Genomic DNA, 17,484 nt, shown 5'->3' with positions numbered 1-17,484 from the left:
TTCTGATTGTTTGGAGCGATCTCCATGGATACCATGAAACTGCAAAAGCGCGCCTCGGTCTCGGCAATGCTCGATCCCAAGATCGTCGTGCCCGCCATCCGCGCATCCTTCACCAAGCTCGATCCGCGGCTGATGATCAAGAACCCCGTGATGTTCGTGGTCGAGATCGTGGCCGCGCTCACCACCGTGATTTTTCTGCGCGACCTCGTCACGGGTGGCGCCAACCTCGGCTTCACCTTCCAGATCATCCTCTGGCTCTGGTTCACGGTGCTGTTTGCGAATTTTGCCGAAGCGGTGGCCGAAGGCCGCGGCAAGGCACAGGCCGATTCGCTGCGCAAGACCCGCACCGAAAGCCAGGCGAAGCTCCTGACCGGCGCGGGCCAGGACTTCAAGCTCGTGCCGGGTACGAGCCTGAAGGTCGGTGACATCGTGCTGGTCGAGGCGGGGGATACCATCCCGTCCGACGGCGAGGTGATCGAGGGTGTTGCCTCCGTCAACGAAGCCGCCATCACCGGTGAGTCCGCGCCGGTGATCCGCGAGTCCGGCGGCGACCGCTCGGCGGTGACCGGCGGCACGCAAGTGCTGTCCGACTGGATCCGCGTCCGCATCACGGCGGCGCAAGGCTCGACCTTCATCGATCGCATGATCAAGCTGGTCGAGGGTGCCGAGCGGGCAAAGACGCCGAACGAAATCGCGCTCAACATCCTGCTCGCCGGCCTCACCATCATCTTCGTGTTCGCTACCGTCACCATTCCGAGCTATGCGGCGTACGCCGGCGGCTCGATCTCGGTGGTGGTGCTGGTCGCGCTGTTCGTGACGCTGATCCCGACCACGATCGGCGCGCTGCTTTCGGCGATCGGCATCGCCGGCATGGACCGCCTGGTCCGGTTCAACGTGCTGGCGATGTCCGGCCGTGCGGTCGAGGCCGCCGGTGACGTCGACACGCTGCTGCTCGACAAGACCGGCACCATCACGCTCGGCAATCGGCAGGCGACCGCGTTCCGCCCGGTGCGTGGCGTCAGCGAGCAGGAGCTCGCCGATGCCGCCCAGCTTGCCTCGCTCGCCGACGAGACGCCGGAAGGCCGCTCCATCGTCGTGCTGGCCAAGGAGAAGTACGGCATTCGCGGCCGCGACATGGCCGAGCTCGGCGCCACCTTCATCCCGTTCACGGCGCAGACCCGCATGAGCGGCGTCGACGCCGGCGGCTCGTCGGTGCGCAAGGGCGCGGTCGACGCGATGCTCAACTATGTCGGCGGCGGTGCGCCGCTGGCCGTTGCTTCCGGCAACACCGCGCGCGCCATTCAGCCCGCCGGGCTCTCGGATATCGGCCGTGAGATCCAGACCATCGCGGATGAGATCTCGAAGGCCGGCGGTACGCCGCTCGCGGTGGCCAGGGATGGCAGGCTGCTCGGCGTCATCCAGCTCAAGGACATCGTCAAGGGCGGTATCCGCGAGCGCTTTGCCGAATTGCGGCGCATGGGCATCCGCACCGTCATGATCACCGGCGACAACCCGATGACGGCGGCCGCGATCGCAGCAGAGGCGGGGGTCGACGATTTCCTCGCCCAGGCCACACCCGAGGACAAGCTCAAGCTGATCCGCGACGAGCAGGCCAAGGGCAAGCTGGTCGCCATGTGCGGCGACGGCACCAACGACGCGCCGGCGCTGGCGCAGGCCGATGTCGGCGTCGCCATGAACACCGGCACCCAGGCCGCGCGCGAGGCCGGCAACATGGTCGACCTCGATTCCAACCCGACCAAGCTGATCGAGGTGGTCGAAATCGGCAAGCAGCTGCTGATGACGCGCGGCGCGCTGACGACCTTCTCGATCGCCAACGACGTCGCAAAATATTTTGCGATCATCCCGGCGATGTTCCTGGCGTTCTATCCGCAGCTGAACGTGCTCAACGTCATGAACCTGTCGAGCCCGCAGAGCGCCATCCTGTCGGCGATCATCTTCAACGCGCTCGTCATCATCGGCTTGATCCCGCTGGCGCTGAAGGGCGTCGCCTATCGCGCCGTCGGTGCCGGCGCGCTGCTTCGGCGCAACCTGCTGATCTACGGCCTCGGCGGCATCGTCATTCCCTTCATCGGCATCAAGGCGATCGACCTCGTCGTGACTGCCCTGCATCTTGCGTGATCGTCATTGCGAGCGAAGCGAAGCAATCCAGAAATGCCTCCTCGGCTGGAAGCCTGGATTGCTTCGTCGCTTCGCTCCTCGCAATGACGGAGAATTAGGAGATACACATGCTCAGAGAAATCCGCCCCGCCATCGTCCTCCTGCTGGTGCTCACCGCCATAACGGGCCTGGCCTATCCGCTCGCCATGACCGGCATTGCCGGCGCGATCTTCCCCGCTCAGGCGCAAGGCAGCCTGATCGAGAAAGACGGCAAGGTGGTCGGCTCCGCCCTGATCGGGCAGGAATTCAAGGACGACAAATATTTCCACGGCCGTCCCTCGGCGACGCTGGCGCCGGACCCGAATGATTCGACCAAGACGGTCTCGGCGCCCTACAACGCCGCCAATTCGGGCGGCTCCAATCTCGGCCCGACCAGCAAGGCGCTGGCCGACCGGCTGAAGGAGGACGTCGATAGACTGAAAGCCGAGAACCCGAACGCTGCCGTTCCGGTCGATCTGGTTACGGCCTCGGCCAGCGGTCTCGATCCCGACATTTCCCCCGAAGCTGCGCAATTCCAGGTGCCTCGCGTGGCCAAGGCACGACGTATCTCGGAGGATCAGCTCAGGCAGATCGTCGCCTCCAGCACCCAGGGCCGTCTGCTCGGCTTGCTCGGCGAACCCCGGGTTAACGTTCTTGCCCTGAACCTAGCATTGGATCGTGCGTCCACGAAGTAGCGCCCTAGGCTGGGAATGCCCGGATGACTATATTGGCCTGATGGTTCAACAGCGCCGCGATCCCGAACAACGTCCGTCTCCCGAGGCGCTGCTGGAAGCCGCGCGCCGGGAGGAGAGCGCGAGCGGCAAGCTGAAAATCTTCGTCGGCGCCGCCCCCGGCGTCGGCAAAACCTACGAGATGCTGCAGAGCGCCCATGCCAGACGCAAGGCCGGCATCGATGTCGTGGTCGGCTTCGTCGAAACCCATGGCCGCGCCGAGACCGAGGCGCTGGTGCGCGGGCTTGAAGTGGTCCCGCGCAAGCGGCTCGATTACCGCGGCCAGGTCGTCGAGGAGATGGACCTCGACGCGGTGATCGCGCGGCGCCCGAAGATCGCCTTGGTCGACGAGCTCGCCCACACCAACGCGGGCGGCAGTCGCCACCCCAAGCGCTATCTCGACGTCGAGGAACTGCTCTCCCACGGCATCGACGTCTACACCGCCGTCAACATCCAGCATATCGAGAGCCTGAACGATGTCGTCACCCAGATCACCCATGTGCGGGTGCGCGAGACCGTGCCGGATTCGATCTTCGACCGCGCCGATGCGATCGAGCTGATCGACCTCACGCCCGACGACCTGATCCAGCGCCTGCGTGAAGGCAAGGTCTACGTCCCCAAGCAGGCCGAGCGGGCGCTGGAGCATTATTTCTCGCCGGGCAATCTGACTGCGCTGCGCGAGCTCGCGCTGCGGCGCACGGCGGAGCGGGTCGACGAGCAGCTGCTCACTCACATGCAGGCGAACGCCATTGCCGGTCCCTGGGCCGCGGGCGAGCGCATTCTCGTCTGCGTCAGCGAGGACCCGCGTGCGGCCGGGCTCGTGCGCTACACCAAGCGCCTGGCCGACCGGTTGCATGCGCCGTTCACCGCGATCTCGATCGAGACGCGGCGCTCGCTGCAGCTCTCGGACCAGGAGCGCGACCGGCTCGCCGACACGCTGCGGCTCGCGGAGTCGCTCGGCGGCGAGGCGCTGACCATTCCGGCCGTCGGCCGGCGCATCGCCGACGACGTCATCAACTTCGCGCAAGGCAACAACGTCACCCAGATCGTGATCGGCAAGTCGACGCGCTCGCGCTGGTTCGAGATGGCGCGCGGATCCGTCGTGCATGATCTGGTGCGCCGTGCCGGCAATATCAGCGTTCACGTTATCCCCGGCGACGAGCTGCCGGACGAGGTGGCGCCTAAAACGGCGGTGGAGACCGCGGCGCGGTCCGAGCCGTTCAATCCGCTGCCTTATCTCAAGGCGCTCGGAATCGTGCTGGTCGGCCTCGGCGCCGCGGTACTGCTGCAGCCGCGCTTCGGCATCGAGAACGTGGACCTCGTGCTGCTCACCGCAGTGGTGGCCGTTGCGGTACGTTACGGCTTGTGGCCGTCGCTGCTCGCGAGCCTCGCAGCCTCGCTCGCCTATAATTTCTTCTTCCTGCCGCCGGTCTACACCTTCACCATCACGGATCCGACCAACGTCGCGGCGTTCTTCTTCTTCATGCTGATCGCGATCCTGGTGTCGAATGTCGCCGCGCGCGTCCGCACGCAAGCCGACACCGCGATCGGCCGCATCCGCACCACCGAGCAGCTCTATGCGTTCAGCCGCAAGCTCGCCGGCACCGCGACACTCGACGACGTGCTGTGGGCCTCGGCCTATCAGATCGCGCTGATGCTGAAGGTTCGCGTCGTGCTGCTGCTGCCGGAGGATGGGCTTCTGACGGTGAAGTCAGGTTATCCGCCGGAGGACCAGCTCGACCAGGCCGATCTCGCCGCCGCCAATTGGGCCTGGAGCAACGATCGCTCCGCCGGCCGCGGTTCGGATACGCTGCCGGGAGCCAAGCGCCTGTTCCTGCCGATGCGCACCGGGCGCGGCGCGACCGGCGTCATCGGCATCGACAACGACCGCACCGGGCCGCTGCTGACGCCGGACCAGCGCCGGCTGCTGGACGCGCTGGTCGACCAGGGCGCGCTGGCGATCGAGCGCGTGCTGCTGGTCGAGGACATGGACCGCGTCAAGCGCACCGTCGAATCCGAACGGCTGCGCGCCGCGCTGTTGACCTCGATCTCGCACGATCTGAAGACGCCGCTCGCTTCCGTGCTCGGTGCGGCTTCGACCATGCGCGATCTCGCCGGCGCGCTGTCCGACACCGAGAAACGCGATCTGCTCGCCACCGTGATCGACGAATCCGAGCGGCTCAACCGCTTCATCGCCAATCTGCTCGACATGACCAAACTGGAGTCCGGCGCCATCGTGCCCAACACGGCGCTGCACGATCTCGGCGAGATCGTCGGCAGCGCGCTGCGGAGGGCATCAAAGATCCTGACCGCGCACAAGGTCGAGCTGGTTCTGGCCGCGGATCTCCCGATGCTCGAACTCGATGCCGTGCTGTTCGAGCAAGTGCTGTTCAACCTGCTCGACAATGCCGCGAAATACTCGTCGCCCGAGACCACGATTGTGATCAAGAGCCGGCGCGAGCGTGATCAGGTGGTGCTGGAGATCGCCGACGAGGGCGCCGGCATCCCGCCTGACGAGCTCGAAAGCGTGTTCGACAAGTTCTATCGCGTGCAGAAGGGCGACCACGTTCGTCCCGGCACCGGGCTCGGGCTCGCCATCTCGCGCGGCTTCGTCGAGGCGATGCGCGGCACGATTGCGGCCGCCAACCGCAGCGACCGGACAGGTGCGGTCCTCACCATCCGTCTGCCTGTTCCGGCACAGACCAAAGCATTGGATACCGCCGCATGAGTGCTGCTTCGATCAAGGTCTTGGTGATCGACGACGAGCCGCCGATCCGCAAATTGTTGCGGATGGGCCTTTCGACGCAGGGCTACGAGATCCTGGAAGCGTCGAATGGCAAGATCGCGCTGGAGAAGCTTATCGAAGATCCCGCGCTGATCATCCTCGATCTCGGCCTGCCCGACATCCAGGGCCACGAGTTGCTGCGTACCATCCGCGCCCGCAATGAAGCCGTGCCGATCGTGGTGCTGTCGAGCCGCGGTGACGAGGCGGGCAAGGTGCAGGCGCTCGATCTCGGTGCCGATGATTATCTGACAAAGCCCTTCGGCATGGACGAGCTGTTGGCACGCCTGCGCGCCGCGCTGCGGCACCAGTTGCAGGTGCAGGGCGAACGCCCCGTGTTCCGCACCGGCGATCTCTCCGTCGATCTCGTGCGCCGCATCGTCAAGCTCGGCGAGCGCGACGTTAAACTCTCGCCAAAGGAATACGACCTGCTGCGTGTGCTGGTGCAGCACGCCGGCAAGGTGCTGACTCATCGTTTCCTGCTGAAAGAGCTATGGGATGAGCTCACCGATGCGCAATATCTCCGCGTCTATGTCCGTCAGCTCCGCCAGAAGATCGAAGCCGATCCGGAGCGGCCGCAATACGTGCTGACGGAGACGGGGATCGGATACCGGCTCAAGGCCGGGGATTGACACCCCTCTTAAGGGCGCGATCGGTCATCCACATTGTCATTGCGAGCGGAGCGAAGCAATCCAGAGTCTCTCCGCGGGGGCAGACTGGATTGCTTCGTCGCGAGAGCTCCTCGCAATGACGGAGCAAATCAACCCGCCTTCCTGTGCCGCACCGTCGACCGCTGCGTCTTCTTCGCAGCTCGCCGCCCGCCGGTCGCCCGCCTTGCATGCGACTTCGCCGCCGTCTTCTTGCCGCCGCGTCCCTTCAGGCTCTGCTTCAGCGCATCCATCAGGCTGATGACGTTGCTCGGCCGCTCCTCCGGCTCGGGCAGCTCGATTGTCTTGCCGCTCGCCTTGCGCTTCACCAGCGCCTTCAACGCAGTCTCGTACTCGTCCTTGAACTTGCTCGGGTCGAAATGCGCCGCCTTGGTGTGCAGGATGTGGCCGGCGAGCTCGACCATGTCCTTGGTGATCTTCGGACTCTTGATGTCGTCGAAAAACTCATCCTCGTCGCGCAGCTCGTAAGGGAAGCGCAGCGTGGTGCCGAGCAGGCCCTTGCCGAGCGGCTCGATCGCGATGATGTGCTCGCGGTTGGTCAGCACGATTTTTGCGAGCGCCACGCGGTCCTGGTCCTTCATGGCGTCGCGGATCACCGCAAACGCATCCGCCGCGGCCTTGCCTTCGGGCGCGATGTAATAGGGATGATTGAGATAGCGCTGGTCGATCTCCTCGCTTGGCACGAAGCTTTCGATGTCGATGGTGTGGTTGCTCTCGATCTGGACGGCTTCGAGCTCCTCCGGCTCGATCTCGACATATTTGCCCTTGCGCAGCTCGTAGCCGCGGCCCTTCTGGTCGCTCTCGACGACGTCGCCGGTCTCGGCATCAACCATCTGCTGCTTGAGCCGGTTGCCGGTGTCGCGGTTGATCATGTGAAACCGCGTCTTCTCGGCCGCGGTGGTCGCGGGATAGAGCACGACCGGGCAGCTGACCAGCGACAGCTTCAACGTTCCCTTCCAATAGGCGCGCGGGGCCATTCCATTCTCCAGTGATTTCAAGGCGTTTTGGAACTCCAACCGTCCGGCAGGGTTTTGGTTCCGGGCGGGACTTTTGCCGTGATAGGCTTCAACGCGATCAGAGAATGCGGGACCGTTCGTGCTGCGAAAACTCTCCACCTACCGACAAAAGCGGGATTTCGAGAAGACGCCGGAGCCGTCTGGCCAAACGGCCGTGGCGCCCTCGGAGCAGCGGCGCTTTGTGATCCAGAAGCATGACGCCACACGTCTCCATTACGATCTGCGCCTTGAGTTCGACGGCGTGTTCAAGTCCTGGGCGGTGACGAAAGGCCCCTCGCTTGATCCGCGCGACAAGCGGCTGGCTGTCGAGGTCGAGGACCATCCGCTCGACTACGGCGATTTCGAAGGGACGATTCCGGAAGGCCAGTATGGCGGCGGCACGGTGATGCTGTGGGACCGCGGCACCTGGGAATCCGATGATCCCCAGGCCGGTTTCAAGAAAGGCGATCTCAAGTTAACCCTCCACGGCGAGAAGCTGCATGGAAGCTGGGTGCTGGTGCGGATGCGGCATGACCGCAGCGGCGGCAAACGCACCAACTGGCTGCTGATCAAGCACCGCGACGAATATGCCAGCGAAAGCGAGGACATTTTGGCGGAAGACAAGTCCGTCGCCTCCGGCCGCGCGATGGAGCAGATCGCCGGCGGCAAGGGCCGCGCACCAAAGCCGTTCATGCTGGCGAAGGGCAAGGGAAAGGCGGACGCGGTCTGGCAGTCCAACCGCGCCGAGGAGACCAAGGGACGGACCGTCAAGCCGGCGCCTCGCGCGGCATTGAAGGCCAGCACGGCTGCAAGGGGCAAGACCCCCAAAAAGAAGGCGACGACCGCAACGACGGCCAAGAAGGTCTCGGAGATGCCGGACTTCGTAGCGCCGCAGCTCTGCACCCCGGTCGAGCGACCACCGGCCGCCGATGGCTGGTGCCACGAGATCAAGTTCGACGGCTACCGCGTGCAGCTCCGCGTCGAGGATGGCGAGGCGACACTGAAGACGCGCAAGGGCCTCGACTGGACCGACAAGTTCGCGGCGATCGCGAAAGAGGCCATTGCGTTGCCCGACGCGCTGATCGACGGCGAGATCGTCGCACTCGATCAAAACGGTGCGCCGAATTTTTCCTCGCTCCAGGCTGCACTGTCCGACGGCAAGACCGAGGATTTGATTTTCTTCGCCTTTGACCTGCTGTTCGCCGAGGGCCTCGACTATCGCCGTCTGCCGCTCGGCGAGCGCAAGGACCGTCTCAAGGAACTGTTGGAGACGCGCAAGAAGAAATCGAGCCAGATCCGCTATGTTGAGCATTTCGTGAGCGGCGGCGACGCCGTGCTGCAATCGGCCTGCAAGCTCGAGCTTGAGGGTATTGTCTCGAAGAAGCTCGAAGCGCCATACCGGTCGGGTCGTACCGAGAGCTGGACAAAAGCAAAGTGCCGCGCCGGGCATGAAGTGGTGATCGGCGGTTGGAAGACGACAGCCGGGAAATTCCGCTCGCTGATGGCGGGCGTCTATCGCGGCGATCATCTCGCTTACGTCGGCATTGTCGGCACCGGCTTTGGCGCCGACAAAGTCAAGCGCATCATGCCGTTCCTTAAAGAGGCGGCGTCGAGTGAAAGTCCTTTCGGCGGCAAGAATGCACCGAAGAAAACGCGCGATGTGCACTGGGTCAAGCCGGAGCTGGTCGCCGAGATCGAATTCGCCGGCTTCACCGCCGATGGCAACATTCGCCAGGCCGCGTTCAAGGGTCTGCGGCAAGATAAGCCGGCCGAGGAGGTCGAGGCGGAAACGCCTGCGGATACCGAGCTCGCCAAGCCTTCCGCCAGAAAGCCCGTCGTCGCAAAGCCTGCCAAAGCGAAAGGGGCCGCCGAGGTGATGGGCGTCGTCATCTCGAAGCCGGAGAAGCAGCTATGGCCGGACGGCGGCGACGGCGAGGGCGTCACAAAGCTCGATCTCGCGCGTTATTTCGAGGCGGTCGGCCCCTGGATGATCGGGCATATCAAGGGCCGGCCATGCTCGATCCTGCGCGCGCCCGATGGCATCGGCGGTGAAAAATTCTTCCAGCGGCATGCCATGCAGGGCACGTCGAACCTGCTTGAGCTCGCAAAGGTGTCCGGCGATCGCAAGCCATATCTGCAGATCGACCGCGTCGAGGGGCTTGCCGCGGTTGCGCAGATCGGCGGTGTCGAGCTGCATCCCTGGAATTGTGCGCCGGACGCCTATGACACGCCGGGCCGACTGGTGTTCGATCTCGATCCCGCGCCGGACGTGAAGTTTACCGATGTCGTCGAGGCCGCCAAGGAGATGCGCCAGCGGCTCACCGATGTCGGCATGGAGAGCTTTTGCAAGACCACTGGCGGCAAGGGCCTCCATGTGGTGGTGCCGCTGCTTCACGGCGCGCGCGACAGAGTGAGCTGGAAGGAGGCCAAGGCGTTCGCGCAAGGCGTCTGCCAGTGGATGGCCGATGACGATCCCGAGCGCTATCTGCTCAACATGTCCAAGAAGCTGCGCAACGGGAAGATCTTTCTCGATTATCTGCGCAACGATCGCCTGTCGACGGCGGTAGCGCCGCTGTCGCCGCGTGCACGCGATGGCGCGACCGTGTCGATGCCGGTGACCTGGGCGCAGGTAAAGGGCGACTTGGATCCGAAGCGATATACGGTGCGGAGTGTGCCGGAACTATTGGCGAGATCGAAGGCGTGGGATGGCTATGATGATGCCGCCGCGTCGATCAAGGCGTCGATGAAGAAGCTGGCGGCGAAAACGAAGTAGGGTGGCGTGCCCACCCACTTTACTTTCGGGCCGAAGAGGGTGGGCACGGCGCGTTGCGCCTTGGCCCACCCTATGAGATCCTCGTTGTGTCGTTAGATCCGTCCCAGCAATAGCAATATCAGCAGGATGACGATGACGAGCCCGAGGCCGCCGCCGCCGTAATAGCCGGTGCCGTAGAACGGCCCGCCGCCGATGCCGCTAAAGCCGCCAAGCAGCGCGATGACCAAAATGATCAGAATGATCGTACCGATAGACATGCTAGTCTCCTCCAGCCCTTTGTTGAAAGGGTCGTTGCAACCTGTCCCGTTGTGCGAGGGCAACTTGCCGCAGGTTTTAAAGTTCCGTCATTGAAACACGGCGAACACGTTCAACGTGCATGGAACCTTTGCCTGTCCGCCCGGCATGACTATGTGAGGATCGATCACCGCAGGGCAGGGCCATGTCAGCACCGCTTGTCGTCTCCATTCCGCATCGTCTCGGCCGCGAGGAAGCCGTGCGCCGGCTCAAGTCCGGGCTCGGCCGCGCCGCGGCGAGCATTCCCGTGATGCAGGTCGAGGAGCAGCGCTGGAGCGGCGACAGCATGACCTTTCGCATCCGCGCGCTCGGGCAGATCGCGAGCGGCCAGGTCGACGTCGCCGACGATCACGTCAAGGTGCAGGTGGTGCTGCCCTGGCTGTTGCAGCGCTTTGCCGAGATGGCGCAGGCGACCATCCGCAAGCGCGGGCAATTGCTGCTGACCAAGGACGAAGGAAAATAGGCCTCAAGCGCGTGCGGGTTTCCGTGCATGTCTGATGGTGCTTGCCGCGCGGGCCTCGATGACCGCAGCGGGAAAGTCACGAAAGGCCTGCGCGAGCGGCAATTCGTTGCCCGCAAGGCTCGGCGCGGCATAGCCGCTGATGTCGACGGTTGCGTCAAGGCCTTCGAGCACGGGCCATTCCCGCCCCGCTTGCGTGAAGGGCGCGAATGTCCGTCCGACCACGACGACCGCGGCCGCGCGGCCGCGGCTGCGGGCAAAGGCAATGACATGGTCCGCGTGTTCGCCACGGACGTCCAGCGGCTGATAATCGCCCTGTGCGAAGACGTCAGCGAGTGCGTTGCGCAGCTTGAGCAGGTGCCGCGTCCAGGCCAGCTTGAGCTGTCCGTCCGGCCAGGTCTTGATCAGGCCACCCCAGTCCGGCGCTTCCAGCGAACCCAGCGCCGCCCGCCGTGCGGCAAAATCCACTGGGCGACGGTTGTCGGGATCGACCAGCGACAGGTCCCAATATTCAGTGCCCTGGTAGAAATCGGGCACGCCGGGCAGCGTCGCCTTCAGTGTAAGCTGGCTCAGCGAGTTCAGTGCACCAAGCAGCGCGACGCGGCGGGCGAGGGTCTGGAGCGTCCCAAGGAATTCGCCTGACAGCGCGGGATCGAGGATTTTCTCGATGAAGCTGTTGACGCCGTTCTCATACGCCTCATGCGGATTGAGCCAGCTCGTTTCTTCCTTGCCCTCGCGCGCCGCCTTGAGCGCATAGGCCTGGATGCGCTCGACGAAGCCGACATCAACCGCCTCTTCAAGCGGCCAGGCGCCGAGCAGGGTCTGGTAGAGCATGTATTCGAACGTCGCCGACGGCGCGCGCAGATTGCCGTGGAGCGCGAGGTGGGGCGCGTTCAGGACTTTCCAGCGCGAAACCGCGCTGGTCCACTCGCCGGGAATTTCGCTCAGCGCCGCAATCCGGGCCCGCGCGTCCTCGCCGCGCTTGGTGTCGTGGGTGGCCGTCGCCGTCATCCCTTGCGGCCATTCCCTGGCGCGAGCCCGCATCGCCTCGTGGAAGGCGGGAATGGTGAGGCCGTGGCTTGCGGGATCGCCACCGACCTCGTTCAGCGCCAGTAGCCGATGGAACTGGTAGAACGCAGTGTCCTCCAGCGATTTCGCCATCATCGGGCCGGTGAATTGCTGCACCTTCAATGCAAAACGGCGCACGCGCGGGGCGCTGTGTGGCGGGCGGCCGGACTTGAGCAAGTCCATGGTGAGCGCATCGCGCAGGAAGTCGAAAATGCCTTCGTCGGCAGCGAACCATTCGGCGCGAGCGCGCGCGATGGTGTCGTCGATCAGTTTTCGGTCGAGCGCGGTCGGGCCGCTATGCGTCAAATAGGTTCGATAGACCGGGAAATGCAGCACGTACAATTCCAGCGCCTGCCGCAGGCTGTCGGCGGAGAAATCGCGGGTCGAGTAGTGCCCGTTGGCGATCCGCGCGAGCAAGCGCGTCAGCACCGTGAATTCGCTGGTCAGAAGCGTCTCCAACACGCGCCTTTTGGCGTCCTTGACGTAGGGCGCGAGTCGCGGCGGCCGGTTGCTGATCTGCCGCCAGGTCTCGTCCAGCGCCTCCAGCCCCTTCGCATCGACCAGCACCTGAGTGAGGGCGTTCATCCATTCATAGCCAGTGGTGCCCTGGACGCCGGCGAAGTGCGGCAGGCGCTCGTGCTCGCACAGGATCTTTTCGATCACGGTGTAGAACGGTTTTGTTGCGCCTTGCGCGTCGCGCACCAGGCGGCGCAGCCGCTGGCAATATTGCGCGGGATCGCGCAGGCCATCGATGTGGTCGAGGCGGATGCCTTGCAGCTTGCCCTCGGCGACGAGCTGCTTCACCAGGCGGTGGGTGGCTGCAAACGTGCTCGGGTCCTCGACGCGCAGGCCGGCGAGCCCGTTGACGTCGAAGAAGCGGCGATAGTTGATGTCGCTGGACGCCAGCCGCCAATGGCCGAGCTTGTAGTTCTGCCGCTCCAGCAGATGATGCAGCGCCAGCGTCGGAGCCGGGCGATCTTTTGCCGCGCGATAGGCGGCGAGGCCATGCGTGATGATGTCGGCGGCGCCCGCAATCTCCTTCAGCTCGGCCTTGAAGGCAGGCGCTTCCTTGCGGTTCGGCCGTCGCAGGCCCGTGTAGCGGGCGGCGAGTGAGAGCAGGCGCTTGCCGGCCTCGGTCTCGGCAGCATCCGCTTCCTTCACGATCAATCGCAGCAGCTCGCCATAGCGTTCCGGCGCGATCGGCAGGCGATGCTCGAAATACCAGGCGGAGAAGCTGCCTTCGTCGGGATCGTAGCGCAGGGCGATGTCGCCGCGCTCGAGCGCCTCACCATAGGATGAGCCGAGGATCGGCAGCAGCACGCCGCCGCGGGCCCGGTGGGGCAGCAAATCCCAGTCGATGTCGAAGGCGACCGCGTGCGGTGAGGTCTGACCCCATTCCAGCACGTCCAGCCACCAGGGATTGTCGGCAAAGTGCACGCCGACATGGTTCGGCACGAAGTCGATGATGAGACCGATGTCGTTCTGCTGGAGCGCTTCGCTCAGCCGCGCAAAGCCGGCTTCGCCGCCGAGCTCTGGATTGAACTGGCTGTGATCGACGGTGTCGTAGCCGTGGGTCGAGCCCTTGCGCGCCTTCATCACCGGCGAGGCGTAGAGATGCGTGATCCCAAGCGCCTTCAGATACGGCACGACCGCGGCGGCCTTGTCGAAGTCGAAATCCGCGGTGAGCTGGAGCCGATAAGTCGCGAGAGGAATCGCGGAAGGCATATCAACCTCCGAGATGCCAGATCACCGACCAGGGCGGAAGCCGATTGCCACTTGCGGTGCCCCAGAGCCGCGCGCCTGCGTTTTCGTTGGAATGCGTGATGTCCTTGTCGGACAGGTTGGCTGTCAGGCGCAGCGTCGCACCATCGCCCATGCGCCAATGCGCGGTGACTAGGCCATTGTCGGCCGCCTCGGCATCGCCGAAACTCGCCCCTTTCAGGCGCGGCACAATCTCCTTGCCCCGGAGCGTGAGTAGCTCGCGCACCAGCGCAAGCCGTGCATCCTGCTCCGGCGTGCGGCCGGTCCAGTCGAGCACGGCCGATTGCGGCGTGGCGGGATCGAGCGGGTCGGGCACCTCGTCGCCGTATTTCTCGTAAGCCCAGGCATATTCCTGCTTGCGCCCCTTGCGCACGGCGTCGGCGAGTCCGCCCTCGAAATCGCAGAAGAACGGGAAGGGGACATTCGAGCCCCATTCCTCGCCCTGAAACAGCATCGGCACCATCGGCGCGAGCAGCGTCACCGCGAGTGCGGCCTCGATCCGCCGTGGCGATGCCAGGCTCTCGAGGCGGTCGCCGAGCGGACGGTTGCCGATCTGGTCGTGGTTTTGCAGGAAGTTGACGAAGGTCGCCGGCGGCAGCCCGCCGCTGGTCTCGCCGCGCGGCTTCTTGCCCCAGAATTCGGAGATCTCGCCCTGATAGACGAAACCCGAGGCGAGCGCGCGCGCCAGGTCCATGCGCGGCGTCTGATAGTCCGCGTAATAGCCGGCGAGCTCGCCGGTCAGCATCACGTGCCAGGCGTGGTGATAATCATCGTTCCACTGCGCGCGATATTTGCCGTTCGGCGGCTCCTGCGCCGCATCGAGCAGGCTGGCGCGGTTGTCGCCGTTCTCCAGCACCAGATGAATGTGCCGCCCGGTGGCCTTGGCGAGCTCGCCGGTGGCGGCGCTGAGATCCTGTAGCATCGATTGTTCGCCGGGGATCGCCATGATGTGGTTGGCCGCGTCCAGCCTCAGCCCGTCGAAGCGGTAGTCGGTGAGCCAGGACAGCGCATTCTCGACCGCGAACGCCCGCACCTGCGACACGCGATAATCGATCGCACTGCCCCAGGGCGTGTGCGCGTCGGTGAAGAAGGTCGGCGCGTAGCGGCCGAGATAGTTTCCTTCGGGCCCGAAATGATTGTAGACGACGTCCAGGAACACCATCAGCCCGCGCAGATGGGCTTCGTCGATCAACGCCTTCAGCTGTTCGGGGCGACCATAGGCGCTGTCGGGCGCATACCAGAGCACGCCGTCATAGCCCCAGCCGCGGCGGCCGGCGAAATCGGCCAGAGGCATCAGTTCGAGCGCGGTGATGCCGGTTGCGACGAGATGATCGAGCTTGTCGATCATGGCGCGGTAGGTGCCATCGCGCGTGAAGGTGCCGACATGGGTCTCGATCAGCACGGTCTCTTCCCAGGGGCGGCCGCGCCAATCCTTCGCGCGCCATGCGAAGGAATCGTGGTCGATCACTTCGCTCGGGCCGAATACGTCCTCGGGCTGGAACGCAGACGCGGGATCGGGCACGTCGACATCGTCGTCAATGCGAAACTTGTAGGTGCTTCCGACGGGAAGGCCGGCGATGTCGGCGACATACCAGCCATCCTGCCGGCGCTGCATCGCGTGGCGTCGATCGAGCAGGAGATCGACACGACGCGCGCCAGGCGCCCACAGACGGAACGACACGCCGTCCTTGGTCGGCTTCGCCCCGAACGATGGCCTCATAGCGCCCCCGCGAAGGCGAGCACGGAGCGCGGCGGCGCCTTGCTGTCGCTTCCGGGCAGGAAATCAACGCTGTTCAGCTTGGCGTCCGTCGTGTTCAGGATCTGCTGCCAGCTCTTGTATTCGGGCATTTTTGGCAATTTGAATGCGATCTCTTCGGGGGCGGCGTTCAATACGATAAAGATCGCCGCGCTGCCCGGTTCCATCGGGCCCATCACATAGGAGAGAAACCGCCCATCCGGGAATGTCCAGTCGCTCTCTGTCATCTCGTTGCCTTCGGGCGTCAGCCACAGCGCGCCGTAGGAGATGCCGTCCTTCGGCCGGCCATCCAGCCAGCGATGGCTGCGAAGCTGCGAGAAGCGGCGGCGGATGTCGGCGAGGCCCGAGATGAAATCGACCATGTCGTCGCCGTCCTTGCCGAGATTGTCCCAGCCGACCCAGCCCACCTCGTTGTCCTGGCAGTAGGCATTGTTGTTGCCGGACTGCGTGTTGCCAACCTCGTCGCCGGCGAGGATCAGGGGAATGCCCTGCGCCAGCATCAGGCACGCCAGCACGTTCTTGCGCAACTGCCGCCGCAACGTGAGGATAGCGGGATCGTCGGTCGGGCCCTCGACACCGCAATTGTTGCTGTGGTTGTCACTGGAACCGTCGCGATTGTCCTCGCCATTGGCCTCGTTGTGCTTCTCGTTGTAGCTGAAGAGGTCGGCCAGCGTGAAACCGTCATGCACGGTGATGTGGTTGATGCTGGCGCGCGGCCGCCGCCCGTCATGGTTGAACAGGTCAGAGGATGCCGTCATGCGGCTGGAGATGTCGCCGATCAGGCTGCCTTCGCCGCTCCAGTAGCGGCGCATGGCGCTGCGATAGCGGTCGTTCCACTCCGACCATTGCGAGGGGAATGCGCCAACCTGATAGCCGCCGAGCCCGAGATCCCAGGGTTCGGCCACGAGCTTGACCGTCGCGAGCACCGGATCCTGCCGGATCGCGGTCAGAAACGAAATGCCGCGATCATAGCCGTTCGGCCCGCGCGCGAGCGTGGTGGCGAGGTCGAAGCGGAAGCCGTCGACATGGCAGACCTCGACCCAGTAGCGCAGCGAATCCATCACCATCTGCAGCACGCGCGGATGGGTCAGGTTCACCGACGAGCCACAGCCGGTGAAGTCGTCGTAATAGCGCGGGTTCTCGCGGTTCAGCCAATAATAGGAGGCATTGTCGATACCGCGATAGCACAGCGTCGGTCCGAGATGATTGCCTTCGGCAGTATGGTTGTAGACGACGTCGAGCATCACCTCGATGCCGGCATCGTGCAAGCGTGCCACCGTGGTGCGGAAGGAATCGAGCGCGTTGTCCTGGGCATAGCGCTGCTCCGGTGCAAAGAAGGACAGCGTGTTGTAACCCCAGTAATTGGCGAGCCTCTTCTCCACCAGCACGCGGTCGTCGACGAAGGCGTGGATCGGCAGCAGCTCGACCGTGGTGACGCCGAGCTTCTTCAGATGCTCGATCATCGCCGGCGACGACAGGCCGCCATAGGTGCCGCGCAAATTCGGCGGCACGTCGTCGCGCTTCTGCGTCAGCCCCTTGACGTGGGCCTCGTAGATGATGGTGTCTTCCCAGGGAATGTTGGGGCGGATCTCGCGGCGGCCCCAGTTGAAGGTCTCGTCGACGACCACACCCTTGGGCATGCCGCGGGCATTGTCGCGCCGGTCGAACGACAAATCCTCGCGCGCCGAGCCGGTGCGGTAGGCGAAATGCGCATCACTCCAGACCAGTCGTCCGGACAGCCGCTTGGCGTAGGGGTCGAGCAGCAGCTTGTTGGCGTTGAAGCGGTGGCCGTGTTCGGGCTCGTAGGGGCCGTGCACGCGATAGCCATAGAGCTGGCCGGGCGAGACGTCATTGAGATAGCCGTGCCAGACGTCCTCGGTGCGCTCCGGCAGCTCGATCCGCTCGAGCTCGCGCCGGCCCTGGCTGTCGAACAGGCACAGCTCGACCTTCTGCGCGTTGGCGGAAAACAGCGCAAAATTGGTGCCGCGTCCGTCCCAGCTTGCACCGAGGCGTGCGGGCGATCCAGCAGTCAGGCGCAT

At 64.7% G+C, this 17,484-nt stretch carries 11 protein-coding genes; 6 read left to right on the top strand and 5 right to left on the bottom strand.

All coding sequences use genetic code 11. The features are described from left to right. Positions 1–24: 24 nt before the first annotated feature. From kdpB to K3F49_RS07125, 4 genes are all read left to right on the top strand, one after another. Complete coding sequence (gene kdpB, locus K3F49_RS07140; RefSeq protein ID WP_234680173.1) at positions 25–2,139, top strand: potassium-transporting ATPase subunit KdpB; 2,115 nt, start codon at positions 25–27, stop codon at positions 2,137–2,139. 107 nt (positions 2,140–2,246) lie between these two features. After that, a complete protein-coding gene (locus K3F49_RS07135) occupies positions 2,247–2,852 on the top strand; it encodes a K(+)-transporting ATPase subunit C (RefSeq protein ID WP_234680172.1) in 606 nt (201 codons plus the stop codon). Between the two features lie 40 nt (positions 2,853–2,892). Continuing rightward, positions 2,893–5,616, top strand: coding sequence for a sensor histidine kinase (locus K3F49_RS07130; RefSeq protein WP_234680171.1), 2,724 nt, complete (start codon positions 2,893–2,895; stop codon positions 5,614–5,616). Next, entirely contained in the window at positions 5,613–6,302 is a 690-nt protein-coding gene (locus K3F49_RS07125; RefSeq protein WP_234680170.1) for a response regulator, read from the top strand. Before K3F49_RS07130 ends, K3F49_RS07125 begins: the two co-directional genes overlap by 4 nt. A 128-nt stretch (positions 6,303–6,430) precedes the next feature. Here K3F49_RS07125 and ku read toward each other — a convergent pair whose 3' ends face one another. Continuing rightward, entirely contained in the window at positions 6,431–7,315 is an 885-nt protein-coding gene (gene ku, locus K3F49_RS07120) for a non-homologous end joining protein Ku (protein WP_234680169.1), read from the bottom strand. A gap of 118 nt (positions 7,316–7,433) precedes the next feature. On the opposite strand from ku, the gene ligD reads away from it, so the two are divergent. Continuing rightward, complete coding sequence (gene ligD, locus K3F49_RS07115) at positions 7,434–10,106, top strand: DNA ligase D (protein ID WP_234680168.1); 2,673 nt, start codon at positions 7,434–7,436, stop codon at positions 10,104–10,106. Positions 10,107–10,198: 92 nt separating this feature from the next. Here the strand turns inward: ligD and K3F49_RS07110 are convergent, their stop codons facing one another. Continuing rightward, entirely contained in the window at positions 10,199–10,363 is a 165-nt protein-coding gene (locus K3F49_RS07110) for a DUF3309 family protein (protein ID WP_007595743.1), read from the bottom strand. 182 nt (positions 10,364–10,545) lie between these two features. Between K3F49_RS07110 and K3F49_RS07105 the strand changes: the two genes are divergently transcribed. Continuing rightward, positions 10,546–10,863, top strand: a complete 318-nt coding sequence (locus tag K3F49_RS07105; RefSeq protein ID WP_234680167.1) for a polyhydroxyalkanoic acid system family protein — start codon at positions 10,546–10,548, stop codon at positions 10,861–10,863. A gap of 3 nt (positions 10,864–10,866) precedes the next feature. On the opposite strand, the gene treY is transcribed toward K3F49_RS07105, so the two are convergent. The 3 genes from treY to glgX are packed head-to-tail and all read right to left on the bottom strand — an operon-like array spanning position 10,867 to position 17,484. After that, a complete protein-coding gene (gene treY, locus K3F49_RS07100; RefSeq protein WP_234680166.1) occupies positions 10,867–13,653 on the bottom strand; it encodes a malto-oligosyltrehalose synthase in 2,787 nt (928 codons plus the stop codon). Between the two features lies 1 nt (position 13,654). Beyond that, complete coding sequence (gene treZ, locus K3F49_RS07095) at positions 13,655–15,409, bottom strand: malto-oligosyltrehalose trehalohydrolase (protein WP_234680165.1); 1,755 nt, start codon at positions 15,407–15,409, stop codon at positions 13,655–13,657. Continuing rightward, complete coding sequence (gene glgX, locus K3F49_RS07090; protein WP_234680164.1) at positions 15,406–17,484, bottom strand: glycogen debranching protein GlgX; 2,079 nt, start codon at positions 17,482–17,484, stop codon at positions 15,406–15,408. Before glgX ends, treZ begins: the two co-directional genes overlap by 4 nt.

It is taken from the genome of Bradyrhizobium monzae, assembly GCF_021458635.1.
Classification (GTDB): domain Bacteria; phylum Pseudomonadota; class Alphaproteobacteria; order Rhizobiales; family Xanthobacteraceae; genus Bradyrhizobium.
The sequence above is the reverse complement of the archived record's forward strand: the minus strand, read 5'-3'. Positions and strand labels throughout refer to the sequence as shown.

Coding starts and splice junctions, on each gene's coding strand:
- treY (WP_234680166.1), bottom strand. CDS start 13,653: ATGCCTTCCGCGATTCCTCTCGCGACTTATCGGCTCCAGCTCACCGCG.
- K3F49_RS07135 (WP_234680172.1), top strand. CDS start 2,247: ATGCTCAGAGAAATCCGCCCCGCCATCGTCCTCCTGCTGGTGCTCACC.
- glgX (WP_234680164.1), bottom strand. CDS start 17,484: ATGCGCCTGACTGCTGGATCGCCCGCACGCCTCGGTGCAAGCTGGGAC.
- treZ (WP_234680165.1), bottom strand. CDS start 15,409: ATGAGGCCATCGTTCGGGGCGAAGCCGACCAAGGACGGCGTGTCGTTC.
- K3F49_RS07125 (WP_234680170.1), top strand. CDS start 5,613: ATGAGTGCTGCTTCGATCAAGGTCTTGGTGATCGACGACGAGCCGCCG.
- K3F49_RS07105 (WP_234680167.1), top strand. CDS start 10,546: ATGTCAGCACCGCTTGTCGTCTCCATTCCGCATCGTCTCGGCCGCGAG.
- ku (WP_234680169.1), bottom strand. CDS start 7,315: ATGGCCCCGCGCGCCTATTGGAAGGGAACGTTGAAGCTGTCGCTGGTC.
- kdpB (WP_234680173.1), top strand. CDS start 25: ATGGATACCATGAAACTGCAAAAGCGCGCCTCGGTCTCGGCAATGCTC.
- K3F49_RS07110 (WP_007595743.1), bottom strand. CDS start 10,363: ATGTCTATCGGTACGATCATTCTGATCATTTTGGTCATCGCGCTGCTT.
- K3F49_RS07130 (WP_234680171.1), top strand. CDS start 2,893: ATGGTTCAACAGCGCCGCGATCCCGAACAACGTCCGTCTCCCGAGGCG.